Origin of the sequence: Streptosporangium sp. NPDC049644, from assembly GCF_040675205.1 — a bacterium.
Taxonomy (GTDB): domain Bacteria; phylum Actinomycetota; class Actinomycetes; order Streptosporangiales; family Streptosporangiaceae; genus Streptosporangium; species Streptosporangium fukuiense.
Genome location: NZ_JBFAOJ010000042.1, coordinates 44,834 through 66,668, shown reverse-complemented (window position 1 = coordinate 66,668; position 21,835 = coordinate 44,834). Strand labels below are relative to the sequence as shown.

22 protein-coding genes are annotated in these 21,835 nt (G+C 71.0%); 6 read left to right on the top strand and 16 right to left on the bottom strand.

The window, feature by feature from the left end:
- Positions 1-44: 44 nt before the first annotated feature.
- The 10 genes from AB0J58_RS23455 to AB0J58_RS23410 all read right to left on the bottom strand — a co-directional run bounded on the left by AB0J58_RS23455 (position 45) and on the right by AB0J58_RS23410 (position 8,466).
- On the bottom strand, positions 45-548 hold the full coding sequence (locus AB0J58_RS23455; RefSeq protein ID WP_364218709.1) for a hydrogenase maturation protease: 504 nt from the start codon (positions 546-548) through the stop codon (positions 45-47).
- A complete protein-coding gene (locus tag AB0J58_RS23450; RefSeq protein ID WP_364218707.1) occupies positions 545-2,002 on the bottom strand; it encodes a hypothetical protein in 1,458 nt (485 codons plus the stop codon). The genes AB0J58_RS23455 and AB0J58_RS23450 overlap by 4 nt, the downstream gene beginning before the upstream one ends.
- Positions 1,999-2,631, bottom strand: a complete 633-nt coding sequence (locus AB0J58_RS23445) for a DUF6084 family protein (RefSeq protein ID WP_364218705.1) — start codon at positions 2,629-2,631, stop codon at positions 1,999-2,001. Before AB0J58_RS23445 ends, AB0J58_RS23450 begins: the two co-directional genes overlap by 4 nt.
- Complete coding sequence (locus AB0J58_RS23440; protein WP_364218703.1) at positions 2,624-3,280, bottom strand: DUF5947 family protein; 657 nt, start codon at positions 3,278-3,280, stop codon at positions 2,624-2,626. Before AB0J58_RS23440 ends, AB0J58_RS23445 begins: the two co-directional genes overlap by 8 nt.
- Positions 3,277-3,867, bottom strand: a complete 591-nt coding sequence (locus tag AB0J58_RS23435; RefSeq protein WP_364155552.1) for a NifU family protein — start codon at positions 3,865-3,867, stop codon at positions 3,277-3,279. The genes AB0J58_RS23440 and AB0J58_RS23435 overlap by 4 nt, the downstream gene beginning before the upstream one ends.
- A 56-nt stretch (positions 3,868-3,923) precedes the next feature.
- On the bottom strand, positions 3,924-5,705 hold the full coding sequence (locus AB0J58_RS23430; protein WP_364218701.1) for a nickel-dependent hydrogenase large subunit: 1,782 nt from the start codon (positions 5,703-5,705) through the stop codon (positions 3,924-3,926).
- Position 5,706: 1 nt separating this feature from the next.
- Complete coding sequence (locus AB0J58_RS23425; RefSeq protein ID WP_364218699.1) at positions 5,707-6,783, bottom strand: hydrogenase expression protein HypE; 1,077 nt, start codon at positions 6,781-6,783, stop codon at positions 5,707-5,709.
- A gap of 63 nt (positions 6,784-6,846) precedes the next feature.
- Positions 6,847-7,560, bottom strand: coding sequence for an SIS domain-containing protein (locus AB0J58_RS23420; protein ID WP_364218697.1), 714 nt, complete (start codon positions 7,558-7,560; stop codon positions 6,847-6,849).
- Positions 7,547-7,795 carry a HypC/HybG/HupF family hydrogenase formation chaperone gene (locus AB0J58_RS23415; RefSeq protein WP_343983442.1) on the bottom strand — a complete coding sequence of 83 codons (249 nt, stop codon included), beginning with the start codon at positions 7,793-7,795 and terminating at the stop codon, positions 7,547-7,549. The genes AB0J58_RS23420 and AB0J58_RS23415 overlap by 14 nt, the downstream gene beginning before the upstream one ends.
- Positions 7,792-8,466: an SIS domain-containing protein gene (locus tag AB0J58_RS23410; protein WP_364218695.1), complete on the bottom strand. Its 675-nt coding sequence runs from the start codon at positions 8,464-8,466 to the stop codon at positions 7,792-7,794. The genes AB0J58_RS23415 and AB0J58_RS23410 overlap by 4 nt, the downstream gene beginning before the upstream one ends.
- Positions 8,467-8,635: 169 nt before the next feature.
- Here AB0J58_RS23410 and hypF point away from each other — a divergent pair, with 169 nt between their 5' ends.
- Complete coding sequence (gene hypF / locus AB0J58_RS23405) at positions 8,636-10,966, top strand: carbamoyltransferase HypF (RefSeq protein ID WP_364218693.1); 2,331 nt, start codon at positions 8,636-8,638, stop codon at positions 10,964-10,966.
- Positions 10,967-10,984: 18 nt separating this feature from the next.
- Here the strand turns inward: hypF and AB0J58_RS23400 are convergent, their stop codons facing one another.
- The 3 genes from AB0J58_RS23400 to AB0J58_RS23390 all read right to left on the bottom strand — a co-directional run bounded on the left by AB0J58_RS23400 (position 10,985) and on the right by AB0J58_RS23390 (position 14,368).
- Positions 10,985-11,332 carry a VOC family protein gene (locus AB0J58_RS23400; RefSeq protein WP_343983433.1) on the bottom strand — a complete coding sequence of 116 codons (348 nt, stop codon included), beginning with the start codon at positions 11,330-11,332 and terminating at the stop codon, positions 10,985-10,987.
- Positions 11,333-11,406: 74 nt separating this feature from the next.
- Positions 11,407-12,210 carry a helix-turn-helix domain-containing protein gene (locus AB0J58_RS23395; RefSeq protein ID WP_364218691.1) on the bottom strand — a complete coding sequence of 268 codons (804 nt, stop codon included), beginning with the start codon at positions 12,208-12,210 and terminating at the stop codon, positions 11,407-11,409.
- 85 nt (positions 12,211-12,295) lie between these two features.
- Entirely contained in the window at positions 12,296-14,368 is a 2,073-nt protein-coding gene (locus AB0J58_RS23390) for a prolyl oligopeptidase family serine peptidase (protein ID WP_364218689.1), read from the bottom strand.
- A 318-nt stretch (positions 14,369-14,686) separates the two neighbouring features.
- Here AB0J58_RS23390 and AB0J58_RS23385 point away from each other — a divergent pair, with 318 nt between their 5' ends.
- From AB0J58_RS23385 to AB0J58_RS23375, 3 genes are all read left to right on the top strand, one after another.
- Complete coding sequence (locus AB0J58_RS23385; protein WP_030917850.1) at positions 14,687-15,196, top strand: HNH endonuclease; 510 nt, start codon at positions 14,687-14,689, stop codon at positions 15,194-15,196.
- A gap of 89 nt (positions 15,197-15,285) precedes the next feature.
- Positions 15,286-16,107: a GNAT family N-acetyltransferase gene (locus tag AB0J58_RS23380; protein WP_364218687.1), complete on the top strand. Its 822-nt coding sequence runs from the start codon at positions 15,286-15,288 to the stop codon at positions 16,105-16,107.
- Between the two features lie 104 nt (positions 16,108-16,211).
- Complete coding sequence (locus AB0J58_RS23375; RefSeq protein ID WP_343983419.1) at positions 16,212-16,433, top strand: zinc ribbon domain-containing protein; 222 nt, start codon at positions 16,212-16,214, stop codon at positions 16,431-16,433.
- Positions 16,434-16,515: 82 nt separating this feature from the next.
- Here the strand turns inward: AB0J58_RS23375 and AB0J58_RS23370 are convergent, their stop codons facing one another.
- The 3 genes from AB0J58_RS23370 to AB0J58_RS23360 all read right to left on the bottom strand — a co-directional run bounded on the left by AB0J58_RS23370 (position 16,516) and on the right by AB0J58_RS23360 (position 19,691).
- Positions 16,516-16,998 (bottom strand): WYL domain-containing protein, encoded by a 483-nt coding sequence (locus AB0J58_RS23370; protein WP_364218685.1) that lies wholly within the window; start codon positions 16,996-16,998, stop codon positions 16,516-16,518.
- 81 nt (positions 16,999-17,079) lie between these two features.
- Entirely contained in the window at positions 17,080-18,918 is a 1,839-nt protein-coding gene (gene ilvD, locus AB0J58_RS23365) for a dihydroxy-acid dehydratase (RefSeq protein WP_364218683.1), read from the bottom strand.
- 155 nt (positions 18,919-19,073) lie between these two features.
- On the bottom strand, positions 19,074-19,691 hold the full coding sequence (locus tag AB0J58_RS23360; RefSeq protein ID WP_364218681.1) for a nuclease-related domain-containing protein: 618 nt from the start codon (positions 19,689-19,691) through the stop codon (positions 19,074-19,076).
- Between the two features lie 360 nt (positions 19,692-20,051).
- Between AB0J58_RS23360 and AB0J58_RS23355 the strand changes: the two genes are divergently transcribed.
- Together AB0J58_RS23355 and AB0J58_RS23350 are read left to right on the top strand one after the other, a co-directional pair.
- The gene (locus AB0J58_RS23355) at positions 20,052-21,473 is read left to right on the top strand and encodes an amidase (RefSeq protein ID WP_364218679.1); all 1,422 of its coding nucleotides are present in this window, start codon (positions 20,052-20,054) and stop codon (positions 21,471-21,473) included.
- A 38-nt stretch (positions 21,474-21,511) separates the two neighbouring features.
- Entirely contained in the window at positions 21,512-21,811 is a 300-nt protein-coding gene (locus tag AB0J58_RS23350; RefSeq protein ID WP_343983404.1) for a hypothetical protein, read from the top strand.
- Positions 21,812-21,835: the final 24 nt, after the last annotated feature.

Genomic DNA, 21,835 nt, shown 5'->3' with positions numbered 1-21,835 from the left:
CAGTACGGCCGCTCCCGCCAGCGCCGACCCGGCCAGAAGGCGTCTCAGCATGTTCGTTCCTCCTCGTGTCCCGCGGTGGCGAGTGCCATCGCGATCTGTTGCCCGGCCAGTTCGACGACCAGGTCCGCCGCTCTGCCGACGGCGTCCGCGACCGGCGCGCTGAGCTCCATGCCCGGTGAGGTGTCGGCGGGCTGGCAGCCGACGAGCAGGACGCGGCCTGCCCCGCCACCGAGCGTGTTCACCAGCGACAGCACGGTCTCGGGTGTCATCGAGTGCGCGTCGGCGAAGGAGCCCGGCGTCTCGCCCGCCGTCGGTTCGAGGACGTACAGGGTGCCGGGCGGGCCGTCGCGGGATACCGCGTCGATGAGGATCGTGCTGTCGTACCCGCCGCCGGTCAGCTCGTAGGCCAGGTGGATGCCCCGGATGCCGAAGTCCCGCAGCTCGACCTCTTCCGGCAGGTCGGTGTCTGCCAGGCGCCTGGCCACCGCGACCCCGAAACCGTCGTCGCCGAGGAAGACGTTCCCCACACCGGCCACCAGGATCCTCATGCGCCGGCCTCCTCGTCGAGCGATCCCTCCGAGGCGGAGCCGCCCGGGGCCGGTCCGCCGTTGGATGAGTCGTCCGGGAGTGGCTCGACCTCGTCGGGGGCGAAGTAGAGGAACCGGCCGTGCGATCGGTGCAGGTCGGCGCCCGGGTCCTCGTCGAGGGTGACGGCCAGGTGGTGAGCGCCGTCGAGATCGAGGAGCACCGCCTCGACGCGTGCGGTCCTGCCGGCCAGGAACATGTCGTGGGCGTCGGCGCGCCGCCTGCCGGGAACCAGCCGGACCCTGCTGCCCCTGGAGACGGCCACCCCGCAGACCGTCACGCTGTCGGTCTCCGGCGAGACCGTGGCATCGCCCGCGGGGTCCCACCAGGGGGTGAGAACCTCCGGCCGACTCTGGGGGTCCCCCTCCTGCCACGGAGGCTCGCAGGACCGCTGGTCCGTGGTCGCGTCCACCGAGCGGATCGCGCCGTGCAGCCGCTCCACCAGCTCGGGCGGCATGCCGCTGACCATGTCGATGAGCTCGGCCACCCGGGGATCGGTCGCCCGGGCCTCCCGCGTCTCCTCGTCGGTGAGGGTGAGCGTGCGGAGGTGGAGCATCTCGTCGATCTCCGTGGAGTCGAACAGGGTGCCGGGGCTCTCCGGAGCGATGTCCGGGTGGTCGTAGAGGATGATCGGCGAGGAGAGCATCACGTCCCGGTGGCCGGGCTCGCCCACGAGTACGGGCCAGGTGTGCTCGTTGCGGCAGGTCTCCACGGCCGGCCGCGCCCATTCCGGCGGGTCGAGCAGGGAGACGAAGGCCCCGGCGGTCACCGCGATGAGCAGGTGCGCCGAGATCAGCGAGTGCCGCAGCGCCTGCTCGCGCGGCGCGCCCAGCGGTTTCCAGTCGTCGGTGTTCGCCACCCGGGCGCGCAGCTTGACCAGTTCGTAGGGGCCGGGCACCAGTTCGGCGGAGACCCTGAGCTCGGCGTGGAGCGGCAGGTGTTCGGAGACGACGCGTCCCACGACCTCCCCGGACGAGGCCACGATCGGCTCGATCACACGGTCCCCGGGAATCCGTACCTCGATCACCCGCTCGGGGGCGTCGAGCAGGCCGGCGACGGGGAGCACCGTCTCCACCTCCCGCTCGGTCGCCTCGTCGAAGCTGAGGTAGGTCCGCTGGCCGTTCCGCAGTTGCTGGACCGGCCAGTAGCCGTCGTCCTCGGCGCGCTCGACGTCGCGCGTCCTGAGGTGCAGGAAACGCAGGCTCAGGTGCGCCACGGCGTACGCGGCCCCCTCCAGGAGGCATTCGGTCACGCTGGCCGGGTGCTCGGCGGTCGCGGTGAACCCCGGCGGGACGAGCACCCCGAACTGCCAGCGCACCTGGTTCTTGGCCGCCGAGGCACGGTAGGGATAGAGCAGGTAGCCCTCGTACAGCACCGCGTCCGCCACCCGCCGGGCGATGTCCATCGGCACGCTCATCGCCGCGCCTCCTTGAGCAGTAGTTCCAGGGTCTCGTCCCAGCTGGTCAGGGCGCGGGCGGACTTGAAGCGGCCGAGTTCCCGAAGCGTGTCGCGCCGCAGCCGCAGCCACCCGGAATCCGGGAAGTAGCGGTCCATGAGCTCCCGCCACACCGCCACCGGCAGCCGGCAGCGGGCCTCGTGGTGCCAGGGCACCTGGCTCACCGAGAAGCCGCCCGGCGCCCTGGCGAACACCGTCCCGCTGAAGAGCATGAGCATCGGGATCTCGCCCTCGTCCAGCGCGGCGAAGTACCTGCCCGCGGCCACCTCCAGGTCGTAGCCGCAGGGCACCGGCAGGTCGACCTCGGTACTTCCGGTGAACGCCGGGACCATGACCGAGACGTTGGCGAACTGCAGGGGCTTCAGCGTGTCGCCCCACCGGGACGGGTCGCCGAACAGGTCGCCGAGCAGCTCCGCCTCGGTGTCGCTGTGCCGCCTCAGCCGCGGTTCCACCCGGATCTGGCAGCGGAGCGCGATGCTGTGCACCCCGTCGGGGGAGGGGTCGGTGACGCGCAGCCGGAAGACGAGCGTCGGGAAGGCGGCGTACGCCTCCGCCCGGACGCCCACGCAGTCGAACGCGCGCTCAGCCACGGCCGTCACAGCCCCTTGGCCGAGAGGCGCCCGGCACGGTGCGACCGCGGCCGCGCAGGTCGGCGAAGAAGCCCTCCATGGCCTCCCGCGCCTCCTGGCCGCCGTCGAAGCCCTTCCAGTGCAGCCGCACCAGGCCGACCAGCTCGTAGCAGGTGTCGATCGGCACCAGGTGGCAGGCGAAGCCGCCGTCGGGGCGGCGGTCCACCAGGAGCGCCTCCACGTCGGGCTGGACGTCGGCCATCGCCGGATTGGCCGTCAGGACGCGCTCCCACGTCTCCAGCGGCAGCAGCGACTCGGTGGCGCCCGCCGGGCTCGGGTAGAAGGCGACCGTCCTGCCCAGCACGGAGTTGTGGAAGAAGAACGCCGTGCGGACCGGGATCTGCATCTCGTCCCAGTCGGCCGAGCTCAGCGGGAACCGCGGGTCGTGAAGGTAGCGTCGAGGGACGGCCCGGTAGCGCGCCCGGCCCCCCGCGCCGCGGGTGAACAGCAGATGGCAGGCCCGGCAGGCGCACAGCAGTCCCCGGGTCTCGACGTTCACGACGTGGCCGTGGTCCTCGCCGGCAGGCTCCGCGCACAGCTCGCAGAGCGTCACCGGCGGACCGCCCCTTCCGGGCGGCTCGCGGAACCTGCGCAGCCCGGTGGCCGTCACGGCACCGGTCCCGACACCGGTTCCGGCGCGGGCGTCCGCTCCGGCACCGGGCACGGGCCGGGCGCTCGGCGCTGGATCTGCAACAGCTCCGAGCGGTCGTCGGTCACCCCCTCGACCTCCACCCCGGACACCTCGGGAGCGGCCTGGCCGATGGCCCGCTCGATGGCGTCGGTCACGGTGAGCCGCGAGGACGGGCAGCCGTGGCAGGTGCCCTCCAGACGGAGTCGCACGATCCCGTCCTCGCCCACGCCGAGCAGCTCCACGCCGCCCTCGTGCGACCCCAGATAGGGCCGTACGCCGTCCAGCGCCTCTCGAACGCGCTCGACCGTGCTCAGCGGGTGCAGGTCGTGCAGCACCAGCAGGCCGGACACGAGCGGGTCGCCGACCAGGCGGCGCAGCACCTCGGCCGCCTCGGTCTCGGTGACGATCTCGACGACGCGCTCCAGACCGGCGCCGTACAGCTCGACGAGGGCCCGTACCAGGTCCTCGGCCTTGGCGCGGGTCACGGCGTCGCTCAGCGTGCCGAGGTCGGCGATCAGCGCCTCGACGCGATCGCCGGTCACCCGGATGTCATGGGCCTGCGGCATCCGCCAAGCCTCCTTTCCGGTGCCGGGAAGCGGTCGGCTCCCCGGCGGCCGCTGGGTCACCTGGCGTCGAAGGCGTGCGGGGTGTGCAGCCTGCGGAGCTCCTCGCCGCCGCCGAGGTACATGTGCACCCCGCACGGCAGGCACGGGTCGAAGCTCCGCACGGTGCGCATGATGTCGATGCCCTTGAAGTCCGCGGGCGGGTTCTCTTCGAAGATCGGTGTGTTCTGCACCGCGTCCTCGTAGGGTCCCGGCGTGCCGTGCACGTCGCGGACGCTGGCGTTCCAGGGGGTCGGCGGATACGGGTGGTAGTTGGCGATCTTCCCGTCCCTGATCACCATGTGGTGGGAGAGCACCCCCCGTACGGCCTCGGTGAACCCGCAGCTGATCGTCTCCTCGGGGACGGTGAACGGCGCCCAGGTCTGGGTGTGGCCCGCGCGGACCTCGGCCAGGCCCTGCTCGACGAAGTACAGCGCGCACGCCGCCGCGTAGGCCTGGAAGTAGGTGCGGGCCCGGTTGCGCTCCAGGGCGTTGGACAGCGGCTGGCCCTTGTACTCGGGGATCTTCCACTCGAACGTCTTCTCCGGTTTCAACGCGGTCCGCGGCAGGTTGATCTGCACGCTGTGGCCGGTGGACCTGACGTAGCCGATGTCGACCTTCCCGGACAGCGCCGTCGACCAGAGCCTGGCGATGGGCCCGCCGCCGGTGTCGAGCGCGAGCGTGTTCTCCCCGTCGAACCAGCGGGGCGACATGACCCAGCTGTACTTGTCGCTGAAGTCGCGTTTCTGCGGGTGCGGAATGGTGTGCTGGTTCCACGGGTGCCGGATGTCGACCGGGTTGCCCAGCGGATCGTGGGTGACGAACGGCTCCTGTCCCTGCCAGTCGTCGTAGTAGGAGCTGCCCAGCAGGATCCGGATGCCGAGGTTGATGTCGACCAGGTCGTTGGTGACCAGCCTGCCGTCGACGATCACCCCCGGCGTGACGAACATCTCACGGCCCCAGTCGCTCATGTTGCGGTAGGTGAAGTCGCAGTGCTCGGGGTTCTGGAAGCTTCCCCAGCACCCCAGCAGCACGCGCCTGCGGCCGACCTCCTCGTAGCCGGGCAGCGCCTGGTAGAAGAAGTCGAACAGGTCGTCGTGCATGGGCACGACCCGCTTCATGAACTCCACGTAGCGCATCAGCCGGGTCAGGTAGTCGGTGAACAACTGCACCGTCGCGACCGTGCCGACTCCGCCGGGGTAGAGCGTGGAGGGGTGCACGTGCCTGCCCTCCATGAGGCAGAACATCTCCCGGGTGGTGCGGCTCACCGCCAGCGCCTCGCGGTAGAACTCGCCCTCCAGCGGGTTCAGCGAGCGCATGATGTCGGCGATCGTCCGGTAGCCGTGGTCGCCCGCGTGCGGCGCCTCGGTGCGCTCGGCCATCGCCAGCACGCCGGGGTTGGTCTCGCGGACCATCTTCTCGCAGTAGTCGACCCCCACCAGGTTCTCCTGGTAGATGTTGTGGTCGAACATGTACTCGGCGGCCTCGCCGAGGTTGACGATCCACTCGCCCAGGGACGGGGGCCGCACCCCGTAGGCCATGTTCTGCGCGTAGACCGAGCAGGTCGCGTGGTTGTCGCCGCAGATCCCGCAGATGCGGCTGGTGATGAAGTGGGCGTCGCGCGGGTCCTTGCCCTTCATGAAGATGCTGTAGCCGCGGAAGATCGACGAGGTGCTGTAGCACTCGGCGACCTGCCGGTTCTTAAAATCGATCTTGCAGTAGATGCCGAGGCTCCCGACGATCCTGGTGATGGGGTCCCAGGCCATCTCCACGAGTTCCGGGTTCTGCTCCGATGTCGTCATGTCAGCTCCAGGGCGCCTTGTAGCCGGTCAGCAGCTCGCGCCCCTTGTGGCGCCATTTCGGTTCCTTCTCGACGGTCTTGGAGGTGATGCCGCGCAGGGTGCGGATGACCGTCCCGTACGCGCCGCTCACCGTCGAGGAGATGAGGGCGCCGGGAGGCTCGTCCATGAACGGCATGAACTTGTCGGGGAAGCCCGGCATCGTGCAGGCGATGCAGATGCCTCCCACGTTCGGGCAGCCGCCGATCCCGTTCATCCAGCCGCGCTTGGGGACGTTGCACCGGACGACCGGCCCCCAGCAGCCGATCTTCACCAGGCACTTCGGCGAGCCGTACTCGACGGCGAACTGGCCCTGCTCGTAGTAGCCGCCGCGGTCACAGCCCTCGTGGACGGTCTGGCCGAACAGCCACGTCGGCCGCAGCGCCTCGTCCAGCGGGATCATCGGCGCCTGCCCGGCGACCTGGTAGAGCAGGTAGAGGAGCGTCTCGGAGAGGTTGTCCGGCTGGATCGGGCAGCCGGGCACGTTGACGATCGGCAGGCCCGCCTTGGACCTCCAGTCCCAGCCCAGGTAGTCGGCGACGCCCATGGCCCCGGTGGGATTCCCGGCCATCGCGTGGATGCCGCCGTACGCCGAGCAGGTGCCCGCGCACACGATCGCGGTCGCCTTGGGCGCGAGCCGGTCCAGCCACTCGCTGGTCGTCATGGGCTGGCCGGTGTCGGGGTTGTTGCCGAAACCGCACCAGTACCCCTCCTGCTTGATCGACTCGTTCGGGATCGAGCCCTCGACGACCAGCACGAACGGATCCAGCTCGCCGCGATCGGCCTTGAAGAACCACTCGATGAAGACGTCCGCGCCCTGCATCGGCCCGGACTCGAAGTCGATCAGCGGCCAGTGCACGGCCACCTTGGGAAGCCCGGGAAGCGCGCCGAGCACGATCTCCTCGATGCTCGGCTGCGTCGCCGCGGTGAGCGCGACGGAGTCGCCGTCGCAACTCAGCCCGGCGTTGATCCACAGTATGTGGACGGTCGGTTCCTGCTGCTCCGGAGAGCTGCTGCTTGCCGCGTCTGTCGGCGCTGCCATGACGTCTCCCCACTCCTGGTGGATGTCTTCGTGGAACGTGAAGGGGGAGAGGAACGCCGGCTCTCAGCCGGGGTCGTGCGCCCGCGGGATCGGTGCCGGTCCGAGCGCGTGCCGGGTGAGCTCCCACAGGACGTGATAGAGGGTGGTCTGGGCCTCCTGGATCCGGTGCACCGAGGAGGAGGGCACGACGAACAGGTGGGCCAGCACGCCCAGCTCGAACAGTTCGGTCAGCCTGCCGCCCCCTCCGCCGGCCAGCCCGACGGTGAGCATGTCCCGGCGGGCCGCCTCCTCGAACGCCCGGACGACGTTGGCCGAGCCGCCGCTCGTGGACAGGCCGACGGCGATGTCCCCCGGCCGGCCGAGCGCCGCGAGCTGCCTGGAGAAGACCACCTCGAACCCGACGTCGTTGGAGAGCGCGGTGACCACGGCGACGTCATCGGTCAGGGAGAGCGCGGGCAGGGCCGGGCCGCGGTGGGGGTGCAGGAAGGCGGCGGCGACCTCCTGGGCGTCGGTGCTGCTCCCGCCGTTGCCGAAGCTGAACAGCCGGCCGCCGGAGGCGAACCTCGCCGCCATCCGCCCGGCGCACGTTGCCAGCTCCGCCGCCGACTCCTCGCCCACCCACCGGCGCAGCCGCACGATCTCGCCGGTCTTCTCCACCGCCGACCGCCTGGCCTCGGTCTCCGCCTCCGCGGTGTCCGGTGTCCGGTGCTCGTACTCGTCGAGGAAGGGATACAGCCCTCGGGTGCCCTCCGCGGGCGTTCCGTCAAGCGTGCTCATCGTCGTCCCCCCGTCCTTCGCTCCCGTGCGCGATCACGGCGATGGCCTCCCTGGCGTGTACGAGGACGGTGTCGCCCACCACCGGGTCGATCAGGGCCACGCTCACCTCTTCGAGGACCCCGCCGGCGTCGACGATCGCCAGCTCCCCCTCCAGCAGCCTGACCACCCTCACCGGCAGCGCCTGGTCGGAGCAGGTGATGCAGACACCGGCGGTGCAGTCCTCCGGCCCGTTCACCGGGACGCCCCTCGCGCGGGTGGGCCGAGCCGGTCGAAGAACACGTGGACCAGCTCCCACAGCAGGTGGTAAGCGGTGACGTGGACTTCCTTGACCACGGCAGGGTCATCGGACGCGGCGACCAGGACGTGGTCGGCCATCTCGCCTCCGTGCCCGTCCCCACGGGCCTCGCCACAGGTCAGGGCGATGGTCAGCAGGCCCAGTTCCCGGGCGGTCCGCAAGCCTCGCGGAACGCTCGGGCACCGGTCGTCACGTGAGATCCCCAGGGCCATGTCGGAGGCGTCCGCCCAGTGGCGCACCTGGTGGGCGAAGACCTCGGCAGCGCCCCCGCCGCCCCCGCAGCCCTCGCCGTTCTCACCGTCCCGGCCGGTCGTCGTCGCGTCGTTGCCCAGTGCCACCGCCGCGAGCGCCCTCTTGCCCACGATGACCGGGTGCATGAACTCGACCGCGACGTGTGCCGCGTCCGAGCCCGCGCCGCCGTCGCCGAAAACGATCAGCTTGCCGCCGAGGTGGAACCTGGCGGCCATGGCCTGGGCGGCACGCGCGATGCGCTCCACGTCTCCCGCCAGGGCGCGCCCGGCGTGCTCCCGTCGCGCGAAGGCCGCGATGACCTCCGCCTCCGTGACCGGGGCGACGGCGGGCGATGGTTGGGTACTCGGTGTGACAGGCATGTCAACGCTCCGTATTTTTCACGGTAGTCGCTACGTTACGATTGGCCGTTTCAGGGCCGACACCCTTGGCTCGACAACCAACGGCAAAGCTCTGATCATCGACGTAACCTTCCCGTCCAGATCATGCGAGCCCCGAGGCCTTCCCGCCGGGCGCGGGAAGGATGGCGGGATGGGCACGGGGCGGGCGCGGGTCCGCGTCAGGATCAGGGTCGAGGGGATCGTGCAGGGGGTGGGCTTCCGCCCCCATGTCCACTCCCTGGCCCGGCGGCTGGAGCTGTCGGGATGGGTGGGCAACGACGGCCACGGTGTTCTCATCGAGGCCGAGGGGGTGCCCGGCGACGTCGCGCGCTTCCAGGAGGACCTGCGAAGTCAGGCCCCGCCGCTGGCGGTGATCCACCGCATGACGGCCGCCTCGATACCGGCGCGCGGAGAGCGCGGATTCCGCATCGCGGCCAGCCGGGACGGAGACCGGCGGGTCACTCTCATCTCACCTGATGTCGCGACATGTGATGACTGCCTGGGCGAGTTGTTCGACCCCGCCGACCGGCGATACCGCCACCCCTTCGTCAACTGCACCAACTGCGGGCCGAGGTTCACCATCATCCGGGACCTCCCCTACGACCGGCCCGCCACCACGATGGCCGGATTCGCCATGTGCGGGGAGTGCGAGAGGGAGTACCTCGACCCGTCGGACCGCAGGTTCCACGCCCAGCCGATCTGCTGCCCGGCCTGCGGCCCGGTCCTGCGCCTGCTGGACGGCGGCGCCCCCCACGGTGTCCTCCACAGTGCCCCCCACGGTGGCGGTGGCGATCCGATCGTGGCGGCGGCGGAGGTGCTGCGGGCGGGCGGCGTCCTGGCGGTCAAGGGGCTCGGCGGGTACCACCTGGCGGTCGACGCGGCGGACGAGGAGGCCGCCAGGACCCTCCGCGCTCGCAAGCGCCGCGAGGACAGGCCGTTCGCGATCATGGTTCCCGACCTGCGCGCCGCCCACGCGCTCTGCGAACTGGACGAGGAGAGCGAGCGGCTGCTCACCGGCCCGCGGCGCCCGATCGTGCTGCTGCCCCGCCGCTCGGGGGGCGCGCCGGCCGGAGCCGTGGCACCGGGCGACCGCACCCTCGGCCTGATGCTGCCGTACACGCCGGTCCACCACCTGCTCGCCGCCGAGTTCACCCGGCCGTACGTGCTCACCAGCGGGAACCTCTCCGATGAGCCCATCGCCCACCGCGACGACGACGCGCTCGTCAGGCTGGCCGGGATCGCGGACGCCTTCCTGACCCACGACCGGCCGATCCACATCCGCGCCGACGACTCCGTGGTCCTCGTCGCGCGGGGGCGGGCGCTACCGCTGCGCAGGTCCCGGGGATACGCCCCGGAGCCACTGCGGCTCTCACCGCCTGCCCGGCGGCCCGTGCTCGCCTGCGGTGCCGAGCTGAAGAGCACGTTCTGCCTCGCGAGGCGAGGGTACGCCTTCGTCTCCCAGCACATAGGCGACCTGGAGAACTACGAGACGCTGCGCTCCTTCACCGAGGGGATCGAACACCTCGGGCGCCTGCTCGGCGTCACCCCCGGCCTCGTCGCACACGATCTCCACCCCGAGTACCTGTCCACCAAGTACGCCCTCGATCTGGAGTCGGTGGACCTGACCGGGGTGCAGCACCACCACGCGCACATCGCCTCCTGCCTGGCCGACAACGCCGAGAGCGGCCCGGTCATCGGAGTGGCCTTCGACGGTCTCGGGTACGGCACCGACGGCACGATCTGGGGTGGCGAGCTCCTGGTGGCCGACCTCGTCGGCTTCACCCGTGCCGGCCGCCTGGCGCCGGTGCCGATGCCCGGCGGCACCGCGGCCATCAGGCAGCCCTGGCGGATGGCGGCCGCCCACCTGAACGCGGCGTACGGTGCCGCGCTCCCCGAGGACCTGCGGGTCAGGGCCCGCCACGGCACACGCTGGGACGAGGTGCTCGCCGTGGCAGGAGCGGGGACGAACTCCCCGCTCACCTCCAGCGCGGGCCGCCTGTTCGACGCGGTGGCGGCGATCCTCGGGCTCCGCGACACCGCCGGATACGAGGGACAGGCCGCGATCGCCCTGGAGCAGCGGGCCGACCCCGCCGAGGGCGGCGCCTACCCGGCGCGGATCCTCGACGAGGGGTCGCTCGTGACGATCCAGGTCGCGGACCTCATTCGTGCGGTCACCGAGGAGACCCGCGCCGGGGTGGCCCCGGCGCTCGTCTCCGCCCGCTTCCACAACGGGCTCGCCGCCGTCACCGCCGCGGCGTGCGTCAGAATCCGGGAGAGCACCGGGATAGGCACGGTCGCGCTGTCCGGCGGGGTCTTCCAGAACCGCCTGTTGCTCGACGGTCTCGCAGGCGCCCTCGGGCTCGGCGGCTTCCGGATCCTGACCCACCGCGCGGTACCGCCCAACGACGGCGGCATCAGCTTCGGCCAGGCCGCCGTGGCGGCGGCGCGCGACGTCCTCGGCCACCCCTGCCCCGGATCCTGAGAAGGGACGCCGCGGGAGTCAGGGCCGGTACGTCCCGAAATACCAGAGGTTGCCCTCCGGGTCCTTGCAGGCGTAGTCGCGCGAGCCGTAGTCCTGGTCGGCCGGCTCGCTGGTGACCTCGGCTCCGGCCGCGACGGCCCTGTCGTGGTGGGCGTCGGGGTCGTCCACGGCGATGTAGATCCCCGGGCCGCCGGGCTCGCCCCTACCGGTCATGACCATCCCGGTGCCGACGAGCAGTTCGCCATGGCCGACGCCCCCGTCGTCGGACGTGACCAGCTCGTGGACCTCGAATCCGAATGCCCGGACCAGCCAGTCGACGGCCTTGGCGGGGTCGTGGTAGCGGACCAGCGGATACACGGTTCGCATGCTTCCTCCTCCTGTTCGGTGATCACCACGATGTCACCGGGGGGAGGGGCCGGGCTTGGAAAAATCTGACCTGATCATCCGGGGGCGCGCGGCGCCGCCAGCTCGCGGGGGGTGACTCCGGCCATGGCCCTGAAGTCGCGGTTCATGTGGGCCTGGTCGTAGTAGCCGCAGGCGGCCGCGGTGTCGGCCAGGGACATGCCGGACCTCAGCCGGCCGGTGGCGTGCTCGAAACGCAGCACCCTGGCCGCGGCCTTCGGCGCCAGCCCGACCTGGTCGTGAAAGCGGGAGACCAGATGCCGGTGGCTCCACCCCAGCTCGGCGGCCATCGAGGCCACGGAGACCGTGCCACGGCTGGCGACCAGGCGGCTCCACGCCCAGCCGACGCGGCGGTCGGCGGCCGGCGCCTCGTCGATCCGCTCGCTGAGCGCCTCGTCCAGCAGCGCGAGCCGGGCGGCCCGGCCGGAAGCCTGCGCCAACCGCTCGACCGTGGTCGTAGCCCACGGCCCGAGCACCTCCTCCAGCGACACCACCCGGTTGGTCAGCTCCCGCATGGGCACCCCGAGCAGCCGCCTGGCCCCGAGCGGTGTGAGGTTGACCTGCACCCCCTCGGCGGTTCCGGCCGTGGTGGTGTCGACGTAGGTGTCGTGCAGGCCGCCCGCGAACGACGCCAGCCGCCGCCCTCCCCGCGGCCCGCTCAGCGCGAGCGGCGCACCGAAACCGAAGATCATCACGACGCCGGCGAACGGCGGCTGCCGCCGGGGCACGGGCTCGGCGTGACGCTCGGTGTAGGCCGACAGATGCGTGACGTACGGCCGAAGGAAGGCGCCGGGCTCGCCTTCGACGAAGGTCAGACCCTCGGCCACCGCTGCGTCGTCCACTCCCCGACCATAACCGCCGCCCACGACAGTCCGGCGTCGCGGACGTACCGGGGGAGGGCGCTCCAGGAGGTGCCCTCCCCGCCGCTCAGGAGGTCAGCCCGGTGTGATAGGCGAGGAAGGTCAGCTGGTCGGCGGCGAGCTCGATGGTCTTGCTCACCGAACGGGCCCCGTGGCCGGCCTCGATCTCGTTGCGGAGCAGGATCGGCCGGTCACAGGCCTGGGCGTGCTGCAGGGCCGCGCACATCTTCCAGGCGTGCAGCGGATGGACCCGGGTGTCGGACTGGAAGACCGTGAACAACGTCGCCGGGTAGCACTCCCCCTCGCGTACATGGTGATAGGGGGAGTAGGAGTGCAGCCAGGCGAACTCGTCGGGCTTCTCGGCGGAGCCGTACTCGACGTTCCACGTCGCGCCCAGGCCGAACAGCTCGTAGCGGATCATGTCGAGCAGCGGAGCCGAGCAGACCACCGCGGCGTACAGCTCCGGGCGCTGGGTCAGGGCCGCGCCGACCAGGAGGCCGCCGTTCGAGCCGCCGGAGATGGCCAGTTGCGAGGACGTGGTCACGCCGGTGGCGATCAGGTGCTCGGCCGCCGCGTGCAGGTCGTCGAAGACGTTCTGCTTGTGGGAGAGCATCCCGGCCCGGTGCCACTCCTCGCCCTGCTCGCCGCCGCCGCGCAGCTGGGCGATGGCGTACGTGCCGCCCGCCTCGACCCAGCTCAGGATGGACGCCGAGTAGCCGGGGGTCATCGAGAGCCCGAAACCGCCGTAGCCGTACAGGATCGTGGGGCGCGGGCCCTCGGCGCCGGGACGGGAGATCACCAGCATGTGGACCTCGCTGCCGTCGGCGGAGCGGTAGGTCACCTGCTCGGTGTCGACGGCGGGCACCTCGACGGCGCCGGGGGAGGCCGCCCAGAGCGTCGTCTCGCCGGTGCGGGCGTCGTAGCGCTGGATGCTCGGCGGCGTGGTGTTGTCGGTGTAGCCGAACCACGCCTCGTGGCCGCCCTCCGGGCGCTCGCTGATGCCGCCGATGGTGCCCAGGCCGGGCGTCGGCACATCTCCGACGCGCTCACCGGTGGCCAGGTCGTGTACCGAGATCTCGCTGATCGCGTGGCGGGTCCAGCCAGCGAGCATGACCGGCCGGTCGAGGTCGTCGAGGATCGCGAAGTCCGTCAGCACGGCCTCGGGGTCCTGCGGGATGAGGTCACGCCAGTTCTCGAACCGAGGGTCGGACGGGTCGGTCACGCAGACACGGGCGCGCGGGGCGTCGCGGTCCGTGAAGACGTACAGGCGGCCGTCGCGGCCGAAGTGCAGGGCCGTCTGGGCGTCGACGTCCTGCTGGACGACGACCAGGTCGGGGGAGGAGGGAGAGGAGGCCTCCAGGTCGGCCACCCACAGGTCGTTGCGCGGTGCGGTGCCGCGGGAGGCGGAGATCTGCAGCCACCGGCCGTCGCGGGAGACCGCCACGCCGTAGTAGTTGGTCTTCTCCAGGCCCTCACCGAAGATCAGGACGTCCTCCTCGGTGGAGGTGCCGACCCTGTGCAGGTAGACCCGGCGGTGGAACTGCTCCTCCCCCTCGGGCACCTCGGTGGCGGGCAGTCTGCGCACGTAGTAGAAAGCCTCGCCGCCGGGCAGCCACGCCACGGGGGAGTAGCGGCAGCGGTCGATCGGTCCCTCGATGCGGTCGCCGAACGCGACGTCCATCAGGTAGAGGCTCGACTCCTCGTCGCCGCCCACCGAGACCTGGTAGGCGAGCAGGCGGCCCTCCTTGTCGGGCTGCCAGGAGTCGAGGGTGGTCAGCCCGGTCGAGTCGAGCGCCATCGGGTCGAGCAGCGCCCGCTCGGTGCCGCCGGGGTCGACGGTGTAGAGCACGGCGTGCTCCTGTCCCGGGGTGCGCCTCATGAAGAACTGCCGCTCCCCGCGCCATGTCGGCGCGCTGACCGAACCGGACCTGAGCAGCTCCGTGATCCGCGCCTTGAAACCCTCGCGTCCGGGGAGGATGTCCAGCTCGGTCTCCAGCAGCCTCTCCTGCCCCACCAGCCAGTCCTTCGTCGCCGGATCATCCGAATCCTCCAGCCAGCGGTAGGGGTCGGAAACAGGCACCCCGTGGAGCTCCTCGACGAGCTCAACACGGCTGGCTGGAGGATATGGCTGTCGCGTCATGGCAGGAACCCTACGACCTCGGCGGGGCAGAACGCGGGCATTGCGCGACGGGCGTATCTGATCTGCGGCAGGAGGAGTTAAGAACTGGTAATGCGGGCATAAAACGTATCAGGTTTCTCTCCAGTCATTTATGGGTGGCGGGAACCGCGACGCAGAAGCCAAACTTGGTGAAGGACGGTGCCGTGGTGAGCATCCGCTGGGCCGTCCGGCGGAGGTCCTCGTGACGGAAGCGCCCGGGCCCCAGGAGGGGCCGCCAGCCGGGGCACGCGGTGGCGTGCCCCCTCAACTGACACGTCCTGCGGCGGGAGAGGCCCGCTGATGCGCCAGGTCCTGCTCTTGAACGCCACCTACGAACCCCTGACCACCCTGTCCCTGCACCGGGCCGTCGTGCTCGTGCTCAGGGAGAAGGCGGACGTCGTGCACCGCGACGGGCGGGGCGCCGTGTTCCGCTCGGCGAGCCGCACGCTCGACGTTCCTTCGGTGATCAGGCTTCGAAGATATGTCCGGATTCCCTACCGGTCGCGGATTCCGCTGACCCGAACCGCGTTGATGCGCCGGGACGACTACCGGTGCGCCTACTGCGGCCAGCGGGCCGAGACCATCGACCATGTCATCCCGCGCTCGCGGGGCGGCCCCCACACCTGGGAGAACTGCGTCGCGTCGTGCACGACGTGCAACCACCGCAAGGCCGATCGCATGCTGGAGGAACTGGGGTGGACGCTCAGCGTCGCCCCGGTGGTGCCACGCGGCGTCCACTGGCGGTTGATCGGCGCGCACATCGTCGGCGACCCCCAGTGGGCGCCCTACCTCGCGGAGAGCGCGGCCTGAGAACGGCGCCGCCGTGATCGCGCCGCACGGCGTGATCACGGCGGCAGGCCCGTTGGCGCCGACGACCCCCGATGGGCACAATCATGGTCATGACATGGACCTTCACCTCCGACATCGAGGTGTACGCGGGGATGGCGGAGCCGTGGCTGCTGCGGGATCCGGTCCGCAACACCGTCCCTCTCACGGTCCTGCGCGCCGTACGGAGCGGTCTGTGGGGCGATGACGTGCTGCTGGGCAGGCTGGAGCGCGGCGGCCGGATCGTGGCGACCGCGATCCAGACGCCTCCGCACGCCCTTCTGCTCCCCGACATCCCCGCCGACACCGTGCTCGACCTCGCCACCGACCTGATCGAGAAGGAACGGGCGGTCCCCGGCGTGGCCGGGCCGCTCCCGCTGGCCGAGGCGTTCGCCGCCTCCTGGTGGCGGCCCGAGGCCAAACGTCGTGCGGAACGCCTCTACCGGCTCGACGCGCTGGTCGGCCCGGACCCCGCTCCGCGAGGGGCCTCACGGGTGGCCGTCGCCGACGACCTCGCTCTCCTGGTCCGGTGGGGTGAGGAGTTCCAGGCCGAGGCCGAGGCGGTCGGCCCCGTCGACCTGACCCCGCTGGTGGCCAGCCGGATCGCCAGACGGGAACTGGTCGTGTGGGAGGCGGGCGGGCGGCCCGTCGCGTTCGCCGGGGCCTCCTCGCCCATCGGCGGGATGTCTCGGGTCGGCCCCGTCTACACGCCGGCGGAGTTTCGCCGGAAGGGCTACGGCACCGCGCTCTCGCATGCCGTGAGCGCCAAGGTGCTCACCGAGGGCGCCGAGGAGGTGCTGCTCTTCACGGACCTGTCCAACCCCACGTCCAACTCGATCTACCGGGCGATCGGCTACCGGCCGGTGGCCGACTACGCCTCCATCACCTTCGCCTGACCTTTCTCGGCGCTCGTTTCCCGCCTGCCCGGGAGGCCTCGCGCGAGGAGACAGGACACCGGCGGCACGGGTGATCGGCGAGCGAGCCGGGTAACCTTGGGGTCATGCCCCGATACGACTTCCGCTGCCGCGCCTGCGGGTCCACCTTTGAGATCTCCCGTCCGATGGCACGCTCCGGTGAGCCGGCGCTCTGCCCCGACGGCCACGACGACACGGTCAAGCTGCTGTCCACCGTCGCGGTGACCGGCGGCTCCGCGAGTTCCCCGGCCGCGCCCCGGCCTTCCGGCGGTGGCGGCGGGTGTTGCGGCGGCGGCTGCTGCGGCTGACCGCATCGCGAGCCGCCACCCCACCCCACCCCGGCCCGGTCCGGGCCGGGGTGGCGGCTCGCGATGACCCGATCGCGACCGGCTATGCGGCGCGCTTGCCCTGGAAGGGCAGGAATCCCTCGGCTCGGTGCGGGCGGGCCGGTACGAAGGTGGGTTCGGTGGCGACGATCCGGTCGAACCGGAACGCCCGGATCCCGTGGCGCATGCGGCACATGCCGACGAGATACCAGTATTCGCGGTGGACCATGCAGGTCACCGGGTCGACGTCACGGACTGTGATCCGCCCGGAGACGTCACGGTAGTGGAGGCGGATGACGAGGCCTGAGGTGATGGCGTTGGCGATCGTCCGGGCGCGGTCGGCGATCGGGGCGGGCATCGGCTCGGTGAGGGTCGTCAGGGTGGTGGCGACGACGTCGTCGTCGATCTCCATCTGCTCGAACGCATGACGCAGGCCGCTGCGAGCGGCGTTGGCCTGCGGGCCCGACCCCAGATGTGCCATCGACAGGGCGAGGGCGGCGATCTCGGCGGCCGTCAGCGGGGTGGTGAGCTTCATGACGCTAGTCATACCCAGATGATACGTCCGAGCACTGACATTTTTTCGAACTTCCTATCGGGTAAGGCATCTCTGTCCGACAGGAAGCCCAGGTCAGCGTGACAGCTGTGACAGGTCGCGCGAGGCACCGGTGGAGGCGGAGGTGGTGAGCGCGGCGTATGCCTGCAGCGCGGCGCTCACCGGGCGCTGGCGCGTCCGCGGCCGGTAGCCGCCCAGTTCGGCCAGGAGCTTCTCCCGGCGGGCGGCCAGTTCCTCCTCGGAGACCTTCAGCTCGATCGAGCGGCCGGGGATGTCGATCGTGACGAGGTCGCCGTCCTCGACGAGCGCGATGGTGCCGCCCTCGGCCGCCTCGGGGGAGGCGTGGCCGATGGACAGGCCGCTCGTGCCGCCGGAGAAGCGGCCGTCGGTGATCAGCGCGCAGTCCTTGCCCAGCCCCTTGCCCTTGAGGAACGAGGTGGGGTAGAGCATCTCCTGCATGCCTGGCCCGCCCTTCGGCCCCTCGTAGCGGATCACCACGACGTCGCCGGCCTTGACCTTGTTGTTGAGGATGCCCTCGACCGCGTCGTCCTGCGACTCGAAGACCACCGCGGGGCCCTCGAACCTCCAGATCGACTCGTCGACCCCGGCGGTCTTGACGATGCAGCCCTCGGTGGCGATGTTGCCGTAGAGGACGGCCAGGCCGCCGTCGCGGGTGTAGGCGTGCTCGATGTCGCGCACGCAGCCCTCGGACCGGTCGAGGTCCAGCTCCTCCCAGCGGGCTCCCTGGGAGAAGGGCTTCACGGTGCGGGCGTTGCCGGGACCCGCGTGCCACAGCTCAAGGGCCTCGGGCAGCGCGCGCGGCGACTGCGGGTCCCATGAGTCGAGGTAGTCGCCCAGGGTGCCGCCGTTGACCGTGTAGGCGTCGCGGTGGAGCAGGCCGCCCCGGTCGAGCTCGCCCAGGATCGCCGGGATGCCGCCGGCGCGGTGGACGTCCTCGACGTGGTACTTCGCGGTGGCGGGGGCGACCTTGCACAGGCAGGGCACCCGCAGCGAGATCTCGTTGATCTCCTTCAGCCCGAAGTCGACCTGGGCCTCGCGGGCCGCGGCGAGGATGTGCAGGATGGTGTTGGTCGAGCCGCCCATCGCCACGTCCAGCGCCATGGCGTTCTCGAACGCGTCCTTGGTCGCGATGGCGCGTGGCAGGACCGTCTCGTCGTCCTGCTCGTAGTAGCGGCGGGTGATCTCTACGAGCCGGCGTCCGGCGTCCTCGAACAGCTTCCTGCGCGCCTTGTGCGTGGCCAGGATCGTGCCGTTGCCCGGAAGCGCGAGGCCGATGGCCTCGGCGAGGCAGTTCATCGAGTTGGCGGTGAACATGCCACTGCACGAACCGCAGGTCGGACAGGCGTTCTCCTCCATCTCCAGCAGCTCCGCGTCGGAGACGGCGTCGTTGGCCGCGGCGATCATCGGGTCGATCAGGTCGAGCTTCCCGTTGGGGGTCTTGCCCGCCTCCATCGGGCCGCCGGAGACGAAGACCGTGGGGATGTTCAGCCGGAAGGCGGCGAGCAGCATGCCCGGAGTGATCTTGTCGCAGTTGGAGACGCAGATCAGCGCGTCGGCACAGTGCGCGTTGACCATGTACTCGACCGCGTCCGCGATCAGTTCGCGGCTGGGCAGCGAGTACAGCATGCCGCCATGACCCATCGCGATGCCGTCGTCGACCGCGATCGTGTTGAACTCGCGCGGGATCGCCCCCGCCTCGCGGATCGCGCCGGCCACCACGTCGCCGACCTCGCGCAGGTGGACGTGCCCGGGGACGAACTGGGTGAAGCTGTTGGCCACGGCGATGATCGGTTTTCCGAAGTCCTCGCCGGCTACGCCCGTCGCCCGGAGTAGGGCCCGGGCCCCGGCCATGTTCCTGCCGTGAGTGACCGTACGAGACCTGAGGGCGGGCATGAGGCTTCTCCCATCATCGAAACCGTGGTCTATGAATGGTACGGCCACCGCTCAGCGCGTGAGACGACCGCCCATGCCATGAGACATCGGGTTCGTGACCACAGGTTCCGCGAACACCGTCGCTTCGCGAACACCGTGCGGGAGAGCCGGCGAGGTCAGTTCTCCGGGTAGCGCGCGGGCAGAACCTGCTCGGCGACCTCGTAGATCCTGTCGATCTCGGTGTCGGTGAGTGAGCGCTCCCGCTTGGTGATCCATTTACGGACACGACTGCCGTCGAATACGTCCACCTCGCGGACGTTGAGGACCTTCCAGGGGATGGCCGGGCCGTAGATCGCCAGAGACGGCACGATCGTGACCTCACGGCCGAGCTCCGCGCCGATCAGTTCGGCGGCCTGGGACGCCTCCCAGCGCGCCTCGTCGAGACGTGGCTTCTGGTTGAACGGGCCGTGGAACAGCTTGCGGTGCGACTGGACGCGGACGGGCAGGCGCTTGTCCCATTTCTCGGAGTCGACCGCGTAGACGCCGGTGGGACCCACGACCAGGTGGTCGATCTGGGCCTCGCTGCCGGGGATCGCACGGGCGTGCAGGGTGCGGTAGCCCCCGCGCTCCAGCCGTTTCAACTGCATCTCCGTCCGCCGTTCCGCGACCGAGGAGCGCCGCCAGGCGGGCACCGACGAGTTGGAACGGGCGTGCAGCACGGTGTCGACGATCGCGGCCACCACGGCGGCGGTGAAGCCCAGCTGCCAGCTGGCCAGCAGGATGGCTGCGAGCACGCCCACGCCGACCGCGACGAGAACGCGTCGGCGCAGGTGGCGGTACTTGGGGTGATCGAGCAGGCTGCGCAGCGCGGCGCGCTCGACGGGTGCGTACGTAGACGCTGGTGCGGCGGGTCGAGACGTCGGCCGGTCCTCGGCCTGTCGGTCACTGACCCAAATCGGTGACGTAGTGTTACCGTCTTCTGGTACCTGACCGGAATCCACGTAACTCACGGTAGCTGACATCCTCGGGGGGTGCCTAGTATTGCGTATCTCATACTTTTGTGACCGCCGTCACCCGCTTGGCGCTGCTATGAACCGGGTATCTATGGGCTTCCACTCTGGATAACCGCGCGCTCTGCGCCTACTGTGCGGGGCGTGGCTCACATTCACGATCTTAACGCTCTGGAGCAGGCGGCGGCCGTGCGGCGCAGGGAGGTCTCGCCCGTCGAGATCACCGAGCACTACCTCGACCGGATCGCCCGCCTGGACCCCCGGATCGGCGCGTACGTAACCGTGACCCCCGAACTCGCCCTGGAACAGGCGCACAAGGTCGAGGCGAGGGTGCTCGCCGGAGACGATCCCTCTCCCCTGGCCGGGGTGCCGATCCCGATCAAGGACCTCAACCTCGTCAAGGGCGTGCCGATCCACTTCGGCTCGGCCACCTATGAGGACTTCGTCGCGCCGGTGGACGACAGCGTGGTCGAGCGGCTCAGGGACGCTGGGACGATCATGCTCGGCAAGACCGCGACGCCCGAGTTCGGGCTGCCGTGCTACACCGAGACCTCCGTCTCGGCGCCCAGCCGCACCCCGTGGGATCTCTCCCGGTCGGCGGGCGGGTCCAGCGGCGGCGCGGCGGCGGCGGTCGCCGCGGGCCTGGCCCCCGCCGCGCAGGGCAGCGACGGCGCCGGGTCGATCCGCATCCCCGCCTCGGTCTGCGGGCTGTTCGGTATCAAGCCCTCCCGGGGCAGGATCAGCTTCGCACCGATAGTTCCCGACCTGGCCGGCCTGTCGACCAACGGCCCGATCACCAGAACCGTCGCCGACGCCGCCGCGCTGCTCGACGTGATGGCCCACCACAACCCCGGCGATCTCTATCACGCGCCGCCGCCGGAACTCGGCTCCTTCCACGCGTACGTGGGCCGCGACCCCGGTCGCCTGCGGATCGCCCGCTACGCCGAGCCGCTGGTCCCCGGCGTCGTCGTGGACCCCGAGGTGCTCGCCGCCTACGAGCACGCCTCGGCGGAGCTGGCGGCGCTCGGACACGAGGTGGTCGACATCGCCCCGCCGTTCGGGCCGGACACGGTGCCGCAGTTCGTGACGCTCTGGTACGCGTTCTCGTGCATGCACCCGGTCGATCTGACCAGGCAGGACAGGCTCCGGCCGCTGACCGCCTGGCTGCGCGAGCGCGGCTTCGCCACCCCGGCCCCCGACTTCCTGCAGGCCCAGTCGGCGCTGCAGCTCGCCACCCGGTTCGGCCTGCTGGCGACCGACCCCTACGACGCGGTGCTCACCCCGACCGTGACGCAACCGCCCAGGCCCGTGGGCTGGTTCGAGGACGTCGAGGGCCCCGAGGAGACCTTCGAGCGGATGAAGCGGTTCGCCGCCTTCCCCGCCGTCTACAACGTCAGCGGCCAGCCCGCGGTCAACCTGCCGCTGCACTGGAGCGCGGACGGCCTCCCGATCGGCGTGATGCTGGCCGGCAGGTTCGGCGACGAGGGCACCCTGATCTCCGTGTCGTCGCAGATCGAGGCCGCTCGCGGGGGGTTCTGGGGTGAGCGCAGGCCCACCGTCTGGTAGTCCTCGACGGGCCGCCGACCTGGGGTTACTTTTGAGAGATGGACAGCGCGATCGAGGTCCTGGGCTTTCTCATCGGGGTCTCCGGTGGCCTGTTCCTGCTCATCGTCCTGCTTGTGACGATGCCCGGCAGGATGCGCGACAGGGCCGCGAGGAGCACGTCGGCGGGTGCGGTCTGGCTGGGGGGACCGTTCGGCAGCGAGCGCGGGGTCAGCGATGCCGTTCTGGTGCTGACGGAGCGGCGTCCGAGCCCGTCTCCGGCGCCTGAGGCAGACTGGGTCTCGCTCGCGGAGACCGCCGAGCCGGGACGGCACACCGGTGGGGCGTCGGCGGCCTGGTGAGGCTCGGCGAGGGCCGACGGAGGC

Coding starts and splice junctions, on each gene's coding strand:
- AB0J58_RS23455 (WP_364218709.1), bottom strand. CDS start 548: ATGAGGATCCTGGTGGCCGGTGTGGGGAACGTCTTCCTCGGCGACGAC.
- AB0J58_RS23450 (WP_364218707.1), bottom strand. CDS start 2,002: ATGAGCGTGCCGATGGACATCGCCCGGCGGGTGGCGGACGCGGTGCTG.
- AB0J58_RS23435 (WP_364155552.1), bottom strand. CDS start 3,867: ATGCCGCAGGCCCATGACATCCGGGTGACCGGCGATCGCGTCGAGGCG.
- AB0J58_RS23430 (WP_364218701.1), bottom strand. CDS start 5,705: ATGACGACATCGGAGCAGAACCCGGAACTCGTGGAGATGGCCTGGGAC.
- AB0J58_RS23425 (WP_364218699.1), bottom strand. CDS start 6,783: ATGGCAGCGCCGACAGACGCGGCAAGCAGCAGCTCTCCGGAGCAGCAG.
- AB0J58_RS23420 (WP_364218697.1), bottom strand. CDS start 7,560: ATGAGCACGCTTGACGGAACGCCCGCGGAGGGCACCCGAGGGCTGTAT.
- AB0J58_RS23410 (WP_364218695.1), bottom strand. CDS start 8,466: ATGCCTGTCACACCGAGTACCCAACCATCGCCCGCCGTCGCCCCGGTC.
- hypF (WP_364218693.1), top strand. CDS start 8,636: ATGGGCACGGGGCGGGCGCGGGTCCGCGTCAGGATCAGGGTCGAGGGG.
- AB0J58_RS23400 (WP_343983433.1), bottom strand. CDS start 11,332: ATGCGAACCGTGTATCCGCTGGTCCGCTACCACGACCCCGCCAAGGCC.
- AB0J58_RS23390 (WP_364218689.1), bottom strand. CDS start 14,368: ATGACGCGACAGCCATATCCTCCAGCCAGCCGTGTTGAGCTCGTCGAG.
- AB0J58_RS23385 (WP_030917850.1), top strand. CDS start 14,687: ATGCGCCAGGTCCTGCTCTTGAACGCCACCTACGAACCCCTGACCACC.
- AB0J58_RS23380 (WP_364218687.1), top strand. CDS start 15,286: ATGACATGGACCTTCACCTCCGACATCGAGGTGTACGCGGGGATGGCG.
- AB0J58_RS23375 (WP_343983419.1), top strand. CDS start 16,212: ATGCCCCGATACGACTTCCGCTGCCGCGCCTGCGGGTCCACCTTTGAG.
- AB0J58_RS23370 (WP_364218685.1), bottom strand. CDS start 16,998: ATGACTAGCGTCATGAAGCTCACCACCCCGCTGACGGCCGCCGAGATC.
- ilvD (WP_364218683.1), bottom strand. CDS start 18,918: ATGCCCGCCCTCAGGTCTCGTACGGTCACTCACGGCAGGAACATGGCC.
- AB0J58_RS23350 (WP_343983404.1), top strand. CDS start 21,512: ATGGACAGCGCGATCGAGGTCCTGGGCTTTCTCATCGGGGTCTCCGGT.